This window comes from Flavobacterium sp. (genome assembly GCF_044341185.1).
Classification (GTDB): Bacteria; Bacteroidota; Bacteroidia; order Flavobacteriales; family Flavobacteriaceae; genus Flavobacterium.
In genome coordinates this window covers 63,070-77,557 of sequence record NZ_JBIISE010000001.1, presented here as the reverse complement: position 1 = coordinate 77,557, position 14,488 = coordinate 63,070, and the positions used below count along the sequence as shown (strand labels likewise).

The following is a 14,488-nucleotide window of genomic DNA, read 5'->3' as shown; positions in this document are numbered from 1 at the left end:
TCTTTTTCATAAATAACATCAATTATTTGGCAGAAATGTACTTGTCACTCATTCAGATTTTTATTCTAACACTACTTTTACCTATTAGCTTTTATTCGGTATTAAAAATTTTTAAAAAAATAAAATCATTCACAGAAGCCACACTTGAAGAACGAAGATTGCCTATTTTTATTCAATTGGTGCTATTGTATTTGCTTTTGAAATTTACAGTTTTAGAAACGCATTTCCCCGAATTATTTAAGTTTTTTCAAGCCGGATTTATTAGTGCTTTTTTGGTGTTTGTTTCTGTAATCTTTCGATTTAAAGCCAGTTTGCATATGATAGGCTGTACTTCTTTAACTGTTTTTATATTAATTTTTACCAGTTATTTAGAAATAGCCGCGATTAATACTGTAGCACTTTTAATACTGTGTATGGGATTTGTTGCCTCGTCAAGATTATATATGAAGGCTCATACACCAATAGAATTAATAGCAGGAATAGCTATTGGCATTTTGCCACAAATTTTGGTTTGGTTTTATAATATATAAAAGATAAAACCAACATTAAAATTACTCATTTTAGAGCCTTCTTTAAAGATTGGATTTAAACCATAATAAATGTATGGATTCCAAGTATTAAAGCCAACAGAAATATAGGCACCATATTGCCAACGATTTATTTCGTCTGAAATAGATTCTTTAGAACTTTCTGTTGTGGACTCTAATTTTAATTTTGAATTAAATACATAACTGGTTTTTATTCCAGTATAAATTCTCCAAAAGCTGTGACTATTTTGGGTGGAATTTCGCCATCTAATTTCTAAAGGAAAATCAACGCTATGAGTAGTAATTATGGTTCTAATATTTTCTGAAGTGGTGTTTTCTGTAGCGCCAACAATTTCTTCAGAATTTATAAATTGTTTGATGTTATTGTACGAATACCCAATTCCTGGTGCAATTGCCCAATGTCTATTTTTTGAAATGGGAAAATCTCTCAAAAATCCAAATGTAATTCCTGGTGAAAATGAAAATTGCTTAAATCCATCAGGACGATTTTGTATTAAATTGTAACTTAAAGAGGCGTAAAATTGGTCTTCTCTGTAAAGTGAATCCATTTCAATTGGTTTTATTTCTTGTGAGAAACAAAAAAAAGGAATCCATAAAAAAAATAATATTCTCATTTGTAATAGTTATTGTTTTTTAATTGTCTAAAACCACTACAGTTTTGCAGAGAGGAAGGGATTCGAACCCTCGATATGTTGCCATATACACGCTTTCCAAGCGTGCGCCTTCAGCCACTCGGCCACCTCTCTAGTTTTAATCATTCATTTCCCCTCGCAAAGGGGTTTCAAAAATAGTCTTAAAAACCGAGTTAGCCACGTTTTGACCTAACAAATACATTAATTTTGTAATAGCGGCCTCTGTAGTAATATTTTTACCTGAAATTAAACCAATTTCTTTTAAGCGAGTACTGGTTTCATAAGCTCCCATTAAAACGGTTCCGCCACTACATTGTGTCACGTTAATAATATGGATGCCACGTTGTATAGCGTTTTCAATTTCATCAATAAACCAATTTTCCATTGGTGCATTTCCTGAGCCATAGGTTTCCAAAACTACCCCTTTTAAATTTGGTGTGTGTAAAATAGCGTGTAAAATGCTTTTATTTAAACCTGGAAATAATTTTAAAATTAAAACATTGTCATCAAAACAGGTATTCACTTTTAACTTTTTAGAAACTTTTTCTTTTAAAAGCACTTCATTATTTACATTCAAATGCACGCCTGACTCTACAAGTTCAGGAAAATTTGGCGATGTAAATGCATTAAAATGTTCGGCACTTATTTTTGTAGTTCGGTTTCCTCTGTATAATTTATATTCAAAATAAAGCGAAACTTCTTGAATAACTGGTTTTCCTTTTTCTTGTAAAGAAGCAATTTGAATTGCGGTAATTAAGTTTTCTTTTGCATCTGTACGTAAATCGCCAATAGGTAATTGAGAGCCCGTAAACACAATTGGTTTGTTTAAATTTTCAAACATAAAACTCAAGGCAGAAGCACTATAAGACATTGTGTCCGAACCGTGGAGTACCACAAAACCATCAAAATTAGTGTAATTTTCTTCAATAATTTCAGCTGTTTTTTGCCAATCTGAAATTTGCATATTTGACGAATCAATAGGTTTTTCAAATGAAACAGTTTCAATATTGCAATCTAATAATTTTAGTTCTGGGATGCCTTTTATTAGTTTTTTGAAATTAAAAGCCTTTAGCGCGCCACTATCAGCATCCTTAATCATACCAATAGTTCCACCGGTATAAATTAATAAAATAGTTGGCTTATGATTTGCTTTCAATTTATTGGTATTTTAATTTATTAATCACTGGATTGGCATACATTGCCAGGAAACTTTCTTTCATTTTTATGTCATCCGCATTTATTCTTAATTCTAATCTACGTTCAAAAAGTTGTTTTTCTTTTTCTGTATAACAATCAGAATAAGTAGTAGTCTGATGTAATATATCGTAGGCAATATAATTTGTAGGCCAAATTTTATAAGATTGTAAAATAGAATCGTCAATTACTTGTGCCAATGCAAACATTTGTTTGTTGGAGTTTGTTGTTTCTGCAGAAATCGTATCTAATTCCGCATCTAAAACATCGCCAACATGAATATGAATACGTTTTTTCTGCCCGATAATGCCACTTAATAGCGTGATAAAATCTTCGTTTTTTTCTTTTGTATAAATTTCGTCATTGGCTTCAGCCATTAATTGCGGAATTTTTAACGCATCCGTTGGATCATATTCGTAAGAAATGGAAACGGGAACAATTTTTATTTTCTTAAAGAAATCCATATTGTTTTTTTCGTCCGAAGCCATCGCAATCATCTTTAATACTCCAGAATGTGTAGCGTCATTTCCGTCTTTCGTTCTTCCTTCTCGTTGTGCTATCCATACGGAACGATTTTCTTTCGAAACCAATCGATACATGTATTCTGAAAGTAATTTAGAACTTTCTAATAACTCTCTTGGCGAAAGATTTCTTTGCACTAAAAAATTTCTATTAAGTTTAGAAAGCATTAGTAAAAAATCTTTTTTCACTAAATTATCTCCTATGGCAGATGCCGTCATAACTAAACCATGTTCGTGTAAACAAACGTTTAATAATGAGGTGTCTAAAATAATATCTCTATGATTTGAAATAAAAAAATAAGCGGTATTTGGTTCTAATTTTTCAAAGCCAGATGTAGTAAGTCCGTCGGAACTTTTTTCTAATATTTTTTTTATAGCGTGGTACGCAAAATTAATTTGAAAATCTCTTATAGAATGTGTACGAAGCAATTGCTCTTTCCAGACTGATTCTTCAGTATTTGGATACGCAAAATCTACCAATGCTTTCATCATAGGATGATTTATGGAAGCACGAATAGCATCGTTAACTTCCGCATCATAAAAAGGGCGTATTTTATCAAATTTCGACATACTTTATTTTATATCTACAAAAAAACGAAAAAAATAGGAATTATACGTCATCAAAATTTAAAATCCGAAGACATCTTTGCTGTTTTGTGTTGTAATTGCAGCTATATCTTCTATTGGCAGCTGATAAATTTCCGATAATTTTTCTGCAACTAATTTAACATAACTGCTTTCATTACGTTTCCCTCTGTATGGCACAGGTGCCAAATAGGGGGCGTCAGTTTCTAAAACTATATGTTTGAGATCAATTTCATTTAAATACTGATCAATTTTACCATTTTTAAAAGTAGCCACACCACCAATTCCTAATTTCATTCCGCAAGAAATGGCTTGTTGCGCCTGATTGAAATCTCCAGTAAAACAATGAAAAATTCCCCATAATTCTGCTGATTTTTCTTGTTCTAAAATTTCAAAAACTTCGTTAAAAGCTTCTCTACAATGAATATTTATCGGTAGTTTATATTGTTTAGCGAGTTGAATTTGCTTTACAAAAACCTCTTGTTGTTGTTTTAAAAACGATTTGTCCCAAAATAAATCAATACCAATTTCGCCTATTGCTGCAAATTTTCTATTGGTTAATTCGGTAATTACGTGTGCCAATTCTTCTTCGTAATTTTCTTTTACATAACAAGGATGTAGCCCCATCATTAAAAACACATTTTCTGGATATTGTGCTTCTAAAGCATACATTTTTTGAGTATAACTACTATCTATTGAAGGCACAAAAAGTCGCGAAACGCCTGAATCAATTGCGTTCTGAATCATTTTATCTCTGTCTTCATAAAATTCTTCAGAATATAAATGGGTATGTGTATCTGTTAATATCATTTTATTTTTTAATAAACCATTAAATTACAACCTCTTATGTCAGAATTATCAAATCTTCCTAATACTTCAAAAGTCATATTATGGTATTTTTTTCCTAAATCTTGCGTTGCTATAAACGAACAGGAATTAATATTCGCTAAATCAATCACATTGATGCCACCGGTTTTTCCGTTTGCTACATATTGTAACGCGTCTTCTGTATCTCTTATTAGTACATCCATCCATAAGGGACATTCAAAAATACCGTTTCCTAACGAATAGGCTTGCGATAAGAGTTCGGTCATCCCGTATTCTGAATGTATGGTATTCACTCCAAATCCATCGCAAAGTGTTTGGTGTAATTCTTCTCGTATGATTTCTTTTCGTTTGCCCTTCATACCGCCAGTTTCCATTACGATAGTATTCTTTAAGTTAAATTTTTTATATTCAATTAAATCTAACAAAGCATATGTAACGCCTATTAATAGAATATTCTGACTTTCATTTTCTAGTTCGATAATTTTATTGGCAAGTTGTTCTAAATTATTTAAATAGAAACCACTGTCTTTATGATTGCTTTTTGCGATTAAATCGCTTACCATATAAATTAAAGAAGAACCATCTCTTTCTAAATAGGACGGAAGTAACGCTAATACACAATATTCTTGAATATTTCCATAAAATTGAGCGAAAGCTAGGCTATAGCTATTTTCGTAAATTGAAACATCTGAAACAAAATGCTGACTTGTAATAGCGCCTGTTGTGCCACTGCTGGTAAAAATAGCTTGAACTTGGTTTGAATTAGAAACTATTGTTTCCGATTTAAAAAATTGTATAGGTAAAAATGGAATCGTATTTACTTGTTTGACATTACTTGGGCTTTTTCCTAAATGATTACAAAACGCTTGATACACTTTGTTGTTTTCGTATTGATGACGAAAAACTTTTAAAGTAATTTTTTCAAATTCTTTTTTGGAGGAAATAGCAAAAATGTCTTCTTGTGAAATCATAGTACAAAAGTAGAAAAAGAATATTAGTTGCAAGTATCTTTTCTGGTTTTTGGGCATAAAAAAAGCACCAACATTATTTGGTGCTTTTTTGAATATTTGTTAAAACTAATTATTCAATAATTAATTTTTTAGTTGACGTTTTTCCTTCTTCAGTAATTTTTACAATATACATACCTGGAGTTAAACCAGAAATAGTTACAGCATTATTACTTACTTTCGAATTGATTACTTCTTTCCCTAAAACATTGATTATTGATACATTAATATCGCTATTTAAAGCCGTTTCAATAAATAAATTATTTTTCGCAGGGTTTGGATACATTTTCAATCCGTCTATTTGTGAGAAAGATTGGTTTGATAAAGTGAAGTTTAGCGCAGTATCTATTGTTAACTCGTCCACAGTGATTGCTGTTGGCGTTAAAGTGGCTGAGTCTTGTCTAAATACAAATCCACCAACACCTGTAATTGCAGCAGTTGGAGTATAAGTAGCTGTCGGTGCTGTAGTTCCTCCAATTGTAGGATTTACACATAAAAACACAGTATTATTACTAAAATCATATCCAAGCACTAAATATTGTGTGGTACCTGTAGCGTATAAAGTGGCGTCCCAAACAACATCTGTTGTAGCAGCTCCAATTCCATATTGAATTTGTGTCCCGTTTTTTCTAACCCATAATCTGGCATTAGTTAAACTACTTGCGTTATCAGTAAGAATTGCAAAATAAGCACCTGTTAAATCTGCTGTAATTCCAGAAATATCAGTTACAGAAACTAACATTCTTGCATTAATACTACCAGTTGTAGTATTTGTAAATAAAGTTTTTGATTCAGCTCCAGCACCACCAAATGAAATTGAATTTCCACCAGATGTAATTCCTGTATAATTTAAGTTACCAGTTGAAGCAACAATATTATCACCCGTATTTAAAATACTCCATTTTTGCTCATTATTTAATGAGTTCCCAACGGTATAAGGGAATGAATCTGTAAAAGGCAATGTGTTTATTGGCTTACATTCTGGTGCAGTAATTGTTTTCACAATGTTACAACCACCTGAAATTGTTAAAGTGTTATTTGTGCCTTCAGATACTCCAGAAATGATAATATTTCCTGTTGCTGCTGTTGAAGGATTATCACCACTTATAGTTCCAGATGTAGCGCTCATAGTATAAGTTGCAGTTCCACCACCTGTAAAAGGAATTGTCGTTGTGTAAGTGTCTAATGATAAAGTTGTAGCTTCACAAACTCTTGTTTCAGCATTTAATACAAGACTACAAGGAGCAGCATTAAACCAAGTTGAGTAGATTCTTATTCCATCAATTGTTATATTTTGAGCTGTAGCATATTGTCTTAAAAAGAATCCTGATGCAGTTGCAGGAACAGTTCCTGATACGGTTACTTCAGGAGTGCCAGCTGCTGCTTCTGTAGCTGGTATCCCTGTTGCTTTTATCCACATACTTGCATTACCAGTAGTAGTAACGTCGTATTTTACAATAATTAAATAAGTTGTATTTAAATCAAAATCTGTTGGAGTAGTTGCGTATATTGCTGTGCTAGTGTTTGATAATCCAAAGTTTATTTTTCCTGTTACTGTTGAAGGCTTTACAAATACTCTGTTACTAAAAGTGGTACCTGAAGATAAAAGACCTGCAAAGTAACCAGCGTCACCAGAGGCTATATTTACTAAAAAGGTGTAATATAAACTTCCAGAAGTAACGCTTGATGCAAAGTTTTTATTTACATCTTCACCTGTAGTGTCTAATCTAGCTGCATTTCCAACAGCTGAAGCTGTAAAGCCAGTTGTTCCTGAATAACCAGTATAATTTAAACCATTAGACGCTCCAACATCAACAGGTGCAGTACCTGCACCACTAAAAGCCGTCCAGCCATTAGCAGATAATAATGCGTTATCAGCATAGTTAAAATCTTCTGTAAATACTTGTCCAAAACTAGAAATAGTTAATAAACAAGAAAGTAAAAAGTAAAGTTTTTTCATTTTTTAGAATTTAAATTGAGTACAAATATAGAAACAAAATTAATTTAAAGACGTATGGGTCTCATAAAATTAATGTAAATTTAATAGGGTTAAAACAAGTAACTAGTTAACAATCAGTTTTCTAGTAGCAGAAGCTTCGCCTTCCTTGATTTTAATAATGTAAACACCAGGGTTTAAATTAGAGATGTTTAATTCTTTAGTGTATAAAGTAGCATCAATAACTTTTTTACCTAACACATCAAAAATTTCGACTTTTTTGTCTAAATTTAATCTCGATATAATGTAAACTTTCCCAGTATTGTTGGGGTTTGGATACAAACTTAGTCCTTCAATAGTAGGCTCTTGTGATCTAGATGTGCCACTGATTCTGCTTTCTTGAGCTACAGCGCCAATACTAAATGATAAGAAAAATAGGATGATATAAATGTAATTTTTTGCCATAATTTGTATATATGAGGTAAATTTATAAAATAATTATCAATTAGCATACCAAAAGTGGAAAAAATTAATTTTTTAGTGTAGAGAAATTTTAATTTTAAAAATGTAACATAATGTTGTTTTTTTGATGATTTCTTATTTTTTTCTTTACTGCTTTCTTTTTTCTTAAAAAAACACTATTTTTTTTATCAAATTCTTCAAACTATTTTTTTTAAGATGTATATTTGCAACTGAAAATTATCAAAAAAAATATAATTATGAGTCAAAGTGTTACAGCATTTTTAGGCGAAGTAGCTAAAAGAAATGCAAACGAACCAGAATTTATGCAAGCCGTAAGAGAAGTGGCTGAAACCGTAATTCCTTTTATCGAGGCAAATCCAAAATACCAAGGCAAAATGTTATTGGAAAGAATGGTGGAACCAGAAAGAGTAATTATGTTTCGTGTAGCTTGGATAGACGACAAAGGTGCTACTCAAGTAAACAGAGGTTTCAGAATTCAAATGAATTCGGCAATTGGACCATATAAAGGAGGAATTCGTTTTCATCCATCTGTAAACTTAAGTATATTAAAATTCTTAGCGTTTGAACAAGTTTTCAAAAATTCATTAACGACATTACCAATGGGTGGTGGAAAAGGTGGTGCAGATTTCGATCCAAAAGGAAAGTCAGATGTAGAAATCATGAGATTTTGTCAAGCGTTTATGACAGAATTATCAAAACATATTGGTGCTGATACGGATGTTCCTGCTGGAGATATTGGTGTTGGAGGTCGTGAAGTAGGTTATATGTTTGGTCAATACAAAAGATTAAGAAATGAATTTACAGGTGTATTAACCGGTAAAGGAATTTCTTTTGGAGGTTCACTTATTCGTCCTGAAGCAACAGGTTACGGTGATGTGTATTTCGCAGATAGCATGTTAAAAACAAAAGGTAAAAGTTTTGCAGGTCAAACCGTTGTGGTTTCTGGTTCTGGAAACGTAGCGCAATATGCTGCAGAAAAAGCAACACAATTGGGTGGTAAAGTAGTAACTATGTCAGATTCTTCTGGATATATTTATGACGAAGCTGGAATTGATGCTGAAAAATTAGCGTATGTAATGGAAATTAAAAACGTAAATTACGGAAGAATTTCAGATTACGTTAAAAAATATCCATCAGCAAAATTTGTTGAAGGAAAACGTCCTTGGGAAGTAAAATGTGATATCGCATTACCATGTGCTACTCAAAACGAATTAAATGAAGACGAAGCAAAAACATTAGTTGCAAACGGATGTTTCTGTGTGGCAGAAGGTGCAAATATGCCATCTACTCCAGAAGCGGTAACCGTATTTCAAAATGCAAAAATATTATTTGCTCCAGGAAAAGCATCTAATGCGGGTGGTGTAGCTACTTCAGGTTTAGAAATGTCTCAAAATTCTTTACGTTTAAGCTGGTCTTCAGAAGAAGTAGACGAAAGATTAAAAGGAATTATGAAAAACATTCACGAAGCATGTGTAAAATATGGTTCAGACGGAAATGGTTATGTAGATTACGTTAAAGGTGCTAATATTGCTGGTTTCGTAAAAGTTGCAGACGCTATGTTAGGTCAAGGTGTAGTTTAATAAGTGTTCAGATTGCAGTAATTAGTAAACAGAATATTTAAAATAAAAAAGCAGTTTTCAGAAATGAAAACTGTTTTTTTTATACTTATATCTGAATACTAAAATCTGAAACACTGAATACTAAACAATTCCATTCCATTCGTTATAAAACTGTTCTAAATACAATTCCATAAAATTATGCCGTTTTTGGGCAATTTTTTTTCCTGTTTTAGTGTTCATTTTGTCTTTTAAAAGCAATAATTTTTCGTAAAAATGATTAATTGTGGGTGCGGTAGAATTTTTATATTCTTCCTTAGTCATTGATAAATTTGGTAAAATTTCAGGGTTATAAATTGCTCTATTTTTAAATCCACCATAATTAAACGTTCTGGCAATTCCAATAGCGCCAATCGCATCTAGTCTGTCGGCATCTTGTACAATATCCAATTCTTTAGAACTAAACTTTTTTTCGAAATTACCACCTTTAAATGAAATGTTTTCAATTATAGCTACCACGTGAGAAATAGTTGCCTCCGCAACATTTTCTTTTGTTAAAAAATCACGTGCAACTTTTGGACCAATGCTTTCATCTCCATCGTGAAATTTACTATCGGCAATATCGTGCAATAAAGCCGCTAATTGGACTACTTCCAAATTGCAAGTTTCTTCTTTAGCTATTAGCAAAGCATTTTTATATACACGCTCTATATGAAACCAATCATGACCACTTTCAGCATTTTCTAGTTGCTTTTTTACAAAGTTTACTGTGTTTTCTAGTATTGACATTTTAGTATGGATAAAAAATTCCAAACTCTTTAGGAATTTGGAATTTATATTTTTAGAAGTTAAAAAATTATTTAATTAAAGCAGGTTCTACCCATTTAAAAATCTGACCTTCTTCTGGAATGATTATTCTTTCAGAAATTTTCTTCATTCTTTCTGGTAATTTCATTAGGTAATCTCTTGCTTTTTCTGCTTCGGCGGTTAGTCCGTTGATGTTGGCAATATCCCATTTTACGTTTAATTTCTCTAAAATTTCAACATAATCAGCAGCTGTATATACACCAATTCTTTGTGCGGAATCAGAAAACGCTTCAAAAGCACTTCCAATTTTCTCGCCAGATTCACGTAAGAAAACAGCAGGCATAGTAATTTTTTGTTTCATCATGTATTGAAACGCTAACATCATTTCGCTAGGATCTACTTTAAATATTTGATTAACAAATTCGCTATAGGCTAAATGATGACGCATTTCATCCCCGGCAATTAAATTACACATTTTGAATAATTTTTTTTCACCGTATTTTTTAGCAATTAGCGCTACTCTGTTGTGAGAAACAAATGTTGCTAATTCCTGAAAACTAGTATATACAAAGTTTTTGTATGGATCTCTTCCCGTTCCAATATCAAAACCATCATTAATTAAATGTTGTGTAGTTTGTTCAATTTCTCTCATATTTACTCTTCCAGAAAGATATAAATATTTGTTTAATGCATCTCCATGACGGTTTTCTTCACCTGTCCAATGACGTACCCATTTGCTCCATCCATTTCTTTCTACGTTATCTACTCCTTCCACATCCATTAACCAAGATTCGTAGGTTGGTAAAGCTTCTTCTGTAATGGTGTCTCCAACTAATGTTACCCAAAAATCATAAGGTAAATCTTTTGAAATTTCTCTTAATTCTTTAACTTCTTCTAAAAAATTTTCTTGATTAGAATCAGGTAATAAATCGGTTGGTTGCCATATTTTTTCTACAGGAATTAAAAATTCTTCCATAAAAGAATCAATTTTCTTTTCCAATAATTGCATGACTTCAAGTCGTATGTTTTGTATTGACATGGTTACTAATTTATATGTTTTTTTATAGTTTTTTCTGTTTTTTCAAAAATTTCGTCAAACGAATATTCAGAACTTTTTAAAGGCTCATGAATTTGAAATGTTATTTTTGTTCCTAATCCTAGAGGGAATTGTCCAAATCTGTTCATTTTCCAAGAATTATTTATACTAATAGGAACAAAATAAGCATTTGGAGCAAATTTGTATAACATTTTTAATCCATTCGTAGCAAATTCTTTAGGTTTGCCAGTTTTGCTTCTCGTACCTTCTGGAAAAATTACCATCGAACGATTTGTACTATTAATGTATTCTCCTGCTTTTTTTATTTCTGCTAAAGCCTGTTTTCCGTCTTTTCTATCTATTAATGCAGAACCCCCAATTCTTAGATTTAAAGAAACACTCGGAATGCCTTTTCCTAGCTCTTTTTTACTGATAAATTTCGGATGCACATGTCTTAAAAACCAAATAATTGGAATAATATCGTGCATGCTTTGATGGTTACAAACTAAAATTAGAGGTTTGTTTTCTGGTAAATTTTCTCGTCCAGATAAGGAATACGTTGTGCCTAAAATATGAGCAGTTCTTAATAAAAAAAAGTTTAGAACCGCTACAGACATTCTATGTGCATCGTAGCCAAAAATGTGGTAACAAACTAATTGAATAGGATGAAAAATAAGCAACCAAAATAAAAAAACTATTGCATATAGTACCGATAATGGGTACGAAATAATTTTTTGCATACCTTTTTTTTGTTATAACGTTGTCAAAGATATGTGTTATAAATAAAAAAAACCACCAATTAGGTGGTTTTTATAGTATGCTTGCATAGTATTAGCAAAATTCGTTGTAGGCGTCTTTTAAGTTTTCTGCGATTAGTTCAGCAGGACGGCCTTCAATATGATGGCGTTCTAACATATGAACCAATTCGCCGTCTTTAAATAAAGCCATACAAGGCGAAGATGGAGGAAAAGGAAACATATGTTCTCTTGCTTTGTCAACGGCTTCTTTGTCAACTCCTGCAAAAACAGTTACTAAATTACTTGGTTTTTTCACATTTTCTAAACTCATTTTTGCACCTGGACGAGCATTTCTTGCAGCGCAACCACAAACTGAATTTACAACTACTAAAGTTGTTCCTGTTTTGTTGATAGCTTGTTCTACTGTTTCAGCTGAATATAAATCTTGAAAACCTGCATCAGATAATTCTGCACGCATTGGTTTTACCATTTCTTCTGGATACATATTTTATTTTTTAATTATCATTTATAATGTACAAATTTACAAAGTTTTTACTTCTACACATATAAACTTTTCATAAAGATTTGTTATCGTTCAATAAATTAAAACAAATCTTTAAGATTGTATGCTATATTTGTAATAATTAAATTAGTTTATGAAATATTACATTTTACTTTTTTTAAGTATTGCTACATTCAGTTTTGCACAAGAACTCAAAGATTCAGAAATTGAAACGGTCAATGTAAAAAGCAAACCGAAAATTGCAACTATCTTAAAAAAATTGAACAAGCAATTGTTAAAAAAAACCGATACTACAAGTTTTGTATTCGATTTATCACAAATTAATTTAAAAAATTCGGATACAATTATTAATAGAAACGAAGAGCAAATTATAAAAATCACAAATTTTAACAATGTCTTTTCTAAAAAAAATCTGATAGAAAATAAAAACAATTGGTTTTCTAATTTTAAAGAAATTTTTAAAGTATATTCTTCAGAAGAATCACCAATTGGATGGCTTTCTGGTTTTCCAATTCGAAAAAATTTAACTACTGCCGAATTAGACTTTTTTATTCATCCAAACGGATATGAATTTACAAGAGAATGGTTAGATAATGATGAGTTATTGGTAACTTTTGAATCAAAAGGATTTTATAAAGGCAATTTTATTGTGGATAAAAATTACAATTTATTGCAATTAAATTATGAAACTCAAGAGCCTTATCCGTTCTTTTATTCCAGTGAAGAAAATATTGGTAAAAATCATAAATTCACCTCAAACTGGATATATCAAAGGGAAAAAGTTGCAATGAATTTTGAAATTGTGAAAAATAAAATGATTCTAAAATCGTTATTTATTGAAGAAAAATTACGAGATTTTACATTTAAACGATTTGATGAAAAAGGCGTTATTTTTACAGATGTAAATCAGTTTTACACGAATATAAAATTGGTAAACAAGAAGTTTTCGAAAGAATAATTAAAAAATTCGTTTAAATAAAGCTTTAATAAATAGCCCTTTTGGGCACATCCAAATAACTTGTAAATCTTCCCAAATAGATGTTTCTTCATCTAAGAATTTGAAAATTAATGGCGCTCTCCCTGTTTTAAACATACTCGAAAAAATGGTGCTTCCATATTGATTGGTTTGATATAAAATGTCAATTAATAACAAATCGTAAAACCAAAATTTGTTGATTTTATGAAACTTTGTAAAATCTTGTTTTGTTTGTAAAAATCTAACCAATTCTCTTGATTTTTTTACCGAATTTTTAAACGTATAACCCGTGCTGGCTTTGCTCCATCCACCAGCCGAACCAATATTTATTATGTTTTTGCTGTTATTTTTCCAAAAAGGAAAACAAGTCATTGGAATATTACCTTGTTCTTTTTCTACGATTTCAAATTCGGTAATACCTAGTTTTTTAATGTAGTTTTCAATTTCAGTTTCGTATGCTTCTTTTGAAAGTACATCTTTCGAAAATAAAGTATATTCTAATAATGCTTCGGTTGAAGAAGTAGGTAATACATACATAAATCGTGTATTTCCTTTTTGATCTACTGAAAAATCCATAAAAGTTGGACAATCTTCTGTAAAAATAGCTTCCTTGCTTTTGATAAACCAACCGATAAAATGTTGCTGAACTAATGGAAATTTAGCTTGAGATTTTACAAATTCAGGATTGTAGATACTATTGAAAATTTGATTACAGGTAAATGATTTCGTTTTAGTTTGAACCACACAATGATGGTCTAATTCTGAAAAATCAAGTACCTCATCTTGAAAAATTTCGATGTTTTTATGTTGTAAAATCGTATCAAACATCAATTTATAAAAATCCGCACTTCTTATCATTTTATATGAGTACGGAAATAATTCTAATTTATTGGTGAAGTTTTCGTTTTTAAACCAAGCGCGTTGCCATTTTTTGGTACTAATTTCATCAAATAAATTTTCGGAATCCCAAAAACACCAGGTTCTGTCATTTTTGTTTTTCGCATCGGAATCTATCAACAATATTTTTTTATCTGAAAATCGACCAGATTGAATCATTTCAAAAAGGGTTAACAAAGCCGATAAGCCGTTTCCAGTAAATATGTAATGATAGTGTTTCAT

15 protein-coding genes and 1 tRNA gene are annotated in these 14,488 nt (G+C 31.1%); 3 read left to right on the top strand and 13 right to left on the bottom strand.

Going from position 1 to position 14,488, the window contains the following annotated elements; all coding sequences use genetic code 11:
* Positions 1-35 precede the first annotated feature (35 nt).
* Entirely contained in the window at positions 36-530 is a 495-nt protein-coding gene (locus ACIQZ1_RS00325; RefSeq protein ID WP_396157946.1) for a hypothetical protein, read from the top strand.
* Here ACIQZ1_RS00325 and ACIQZ1_RS00320 read toward each other — a convergent pair.
* The 8 genes from ACIQZ1_RS00320 to ACIQZ1_RS00285 all read right to left on the bottom strand — a co-directional run bounded on the left by ACIQZ1_RS00320 (position 518) and on the right by ACIQZ1_RS00285 (position 7,716).
* Positions 518-1,162 carry a porin family protein gene (locus ACIQZ1_RS00320; RefSeq protein WP_396157943.1) on the bottom strand — a complete coding sequence of 215 codons (645 nt, stop codon included), beginning with the start codon at positions 1,160-1,162 and terminating at the stop codon, positions 518-520. The genes ACIQZ1_RS00325 and ACIQZ1_RS00320 overlap by 13 nt on opposite strands.
* 47 nt (positions 1,163-1,209) lie before the next feature.
* Positions 1,210-1,294 (bottom strand) — tRNA-Ser (locus ACIQZ1_RS00315).
* 4 nt (positions 1,295-1,298) lie between these two features.
* Positions 1,299-2,279 (bottom strand): asparaginase, encoded by a 981-nt coding sequence (locus ACIQZ1_RS00310; protein ID WP_396158035.1) that lies wholly within the window; start codon positions 2,277-2,279, stop codon positions 1,299-1,301.
* Between the two features lie 58 nt (positions 2,280-2,337).
* A complete protein-coding gene (locus ACIQZ1_RS00305; RefSeq protein WP_396157941.1) occupies positions 2,338-3,465 on the bottom strand; it encodes a 1-acyl-sn-glycerol-3-phosphate acyltransferase in 1,128 nt (375 codons plus the stop codon).
* A 57-nt stretch (positions 3,466-3,522) separates the two neighbouring features.
* Complete coding sequence (locus tag ACIQZ1_RS00300) at positions 3,523-4,290, bottom strand: TatD family hydrolase (RefSeq protein WP_396157939.1); 768 nt, start codon at positions 4,288-4,290, stop codon at positions 3,523-3,525.
* An 8-nt stretch (positions 4,291-4,298) separates the two neighbouring features.
* Positions 4,299-5,279 (bottom strand): acyl transferase, encoded by a 981-nt coding sequence (locus tag ACIQZ1_RS00295; RefSeq protein ID WP_396157937.1) that lies wholly within the window; start codon positions 5,277-5,279, stop codon positions 4,299-4,301.
* 109 nt (positions 5,280-5,388) lie between these two features.
* Positions 5,389-7,275 (bottom strand): T9SS type A sorting domain-containing protein, encoded by a 1,887-nt coding sequence (locus tag ACIQZ1_RS00290; protein ID WP_396157934.1) that lies wholly within the window; start codon positions 7,273-7,275, stop codon positions 5,389-5,391.
* A 102-nt stretch (positions 7,276-7,377) separates the two neighbouring features.
* Entirely contained in the window at positions 7,378-7,716 is a 339-nt protein-coding gene (locus tag ACIQZ1_RS00285; protein WP_396157932.1) for a T9SS type A sorting domain-containing protein, read from the bottom strand.
* Between the two features lie 254 nt (positions 7,717-7,970).
* Between ACIQZ1_RS00285 and gdhA the strand changes: the two genes are divergently transcribed.
* A complete protein-coding gene (gene gdhA, locus ACIQZ1_RS00280; protein ID WP_396157930.1) occupies positions 7,971-9,314 on the top strand; it encodes an NADP-specific glutamate dehydrogenase in 1,344 nt (447 codons plus the stop codon).
* A 120-nt stretch (positions 9,315-9,434) separates the two neighbouring features.
* On the opposite strand, the gene ACIQZ1_RS00275 is transcribed toward gdhA, so the two are convergent.
* The 4 genes from ACIQZ1_RS00275 to ACIQZ1_RS00260 all read right to left on the bottom strand — a co-directional run bounded on the left by ACIQZ1_RS00275 (position 9,435) and on the right by ACIQZ1_RS00260 (position 12,375).
* Positions 9,435-10,079, bottom strand: a complete 645-nt coding sequence (locus tag ACIQZ1_RS00275; RefSeq protein WP_396157927.1) for an HD domain-containing protein — start codon at positions 10,077-10,079, stop codon at positions 9,435-9,437.
* A gap of 67 nt (positions 10,080-10,146) precedes the next feature.
* Positions 10,147-11,136: an acyl-ACP desaturase gene (locus ACIQZ1_RS00270; protein ID WP_396157925.1), complete on the bottom strand. Its 990-nt coding sequence runs from the start codon at positions 11,134-11,136 to the stop codon at positions 10,147-10,149.
* Positions 11,137-11,141: 5 nt separating this feature from the next.
* Positions 11,142-11,873, bottom strand: a complete 732-nt coding sequence (locus tag ACIQZ1_RS00265; RefSeq protein ID WP_396157923.1) for a lysophospholipid acyltransferase family protein — start codon at positions 11,871-11,873, stop codon at positions 11,142-11,144.
* 91 nt (positions 11,874-11,964) lie between these two features.
* A complete protein-coding gene (locus ACIQZ1_RS00260; RefSeq protein ID WP_396157921.1) occupies positions 11,965-12,375 on the bottom strand; it encodes a BrxA/BrxB family bacilliredoxin in 411 nt (136 codons plus the stop codon).
* Positions 12,376-12,526: 151 nt separating this feature from the next.
* On the opposite strand from ACIQZ1_RS00260, the gene ACIQZ1_RS00255 reads away from it, so the two are divergent.
* Positions 12,527-13,351 (top strand): hypothetical protein, encoded by an 825-nt coding sequence (locus ACIQZ1_RS00255; RefSeq protein WP_396157919.1) that lies wholly within the window; start codon positions 12,527-12,529, stop codon positions 13,349-13,351.
* Here ACIQZ1_RS00255 and ACIQZ1_RS00250 read toward each other — a convergent pair whose 3' ends face one another.
* Entirely contained in the window at positions 13,352-14,488 is a 1,137-nt protein-coding gene (locus ACIQZ1_RS00250) for a lycopene cyclase family protein (RefSeq protein ID WP_396157917.1), read from the bottom strand.

Bases quoted from the DNA above. Each gene is read 5' to 3' on its own strand.
- ACIQZ1_RS00300 (WP_396157939.1), bottom strand. From the start codon at position 4,290: ATGATATTAACAGATACACATACCCATTTATATTCTGAAGAATTTTAT.
- gdhA (WP_396157930.1), top strand. From the start codon at position 7,971: ATGAGTCAAAGTGTTACAGCATTTTTAGGCGAAGTAGCTAAAAGAAAT.
- ACIQZ1_RS00320 (WP_396157943.1), bottom strand. From the start codon at position 1,162: ATGAGAATATTATTTTTTTTATGGATTCCTTTTTTTTGTTTCTCACAA.
- ACIQZ1_RS00310 (WP_396158035.1), bottom strand. From the start codon at position 2,279: ATGATTAAGGATGCTGATAGTGGCGCGCTAAAGGCTTTTAATTTCAAA.
- ACIQZ1_RS00325 (WP_396157946.1), top strand. From the start codon at position 36: ATGTACTTGTCACTCATTCAGATTTTTATTCTAACACTACTTTTACCT.
- ACIQZ1_RS00295 (WP_396157937.1), bottom strand. From the start codon at position 5,279: ATGATTTCACAAGAAGACATTTTTGCTATTTCCTCCAAAAAAGAATTT.
- ACIQZ1_RS00270 (WP_396157925.1), bottom strand. From the start codon at position 11,136: ATGTCAATACAAAACATACGACTTGAAGTCATGCAATTATTGGAAAAG.
- ACIQZ1_RS00285 (WP_396157932.1), bottom strand. From the start codon at position 7,716: ATGGCAAAAAATTACATTTATATCATCCTATTTTTCTTATCATTTAGT.
- ACIQZ1_RS00260 (WP_396157921.1), bottom strand. From the start codon at position 12,375: ATGTATCCAGAAGAAATGGTAAAACCAATGCGTGCAGAATTATCTGAT.
- ACIQZ1_RS00255 (WP_396157919.1), top strand. From the start codon at position 12,527: ATGAAATATTACATTTTACTTTTTTTAAGTATTGCTACATTCAGTTTT.
- ACIQZ1_RS00275 (WP_396157927.1), bottom strand. From the start codon at position 10,079: ATGTCAATACTAGAAAACACAGTAAACTTTGTAAAAAAGCAACTAGAA.
- ACIQZ1_RS00265 (WP_396157923.1), bottom strand. From the start codon at position 11,873: ATGCAAAAAATTATTTCGTACCCATTATCGGTACTATATGCAATAGTT.
- ACIQZ1_RS00305 (WP_396157941.1), bottom strand. From the start codon at position 3,465: ATGTCGAAATTTGATAAAATACGCCCTTTTTATGATGCGGAAGTTAAC.
- ACIQZ1_RS00250 (WP_396157917.1), bottom strand. From the start codon at position 14,488: ATGAAACACTATCATTACATATTTACTGGAAACGGCTTATCGGCTTTG.
- ACIQZ1_RS00290 (WP_396157934.1), bottom strand. From the start codon at position 7,275: ATGAAAAAACTTTACTTTTTACTTTCTTGTTTATTAACTATTTCTAGT.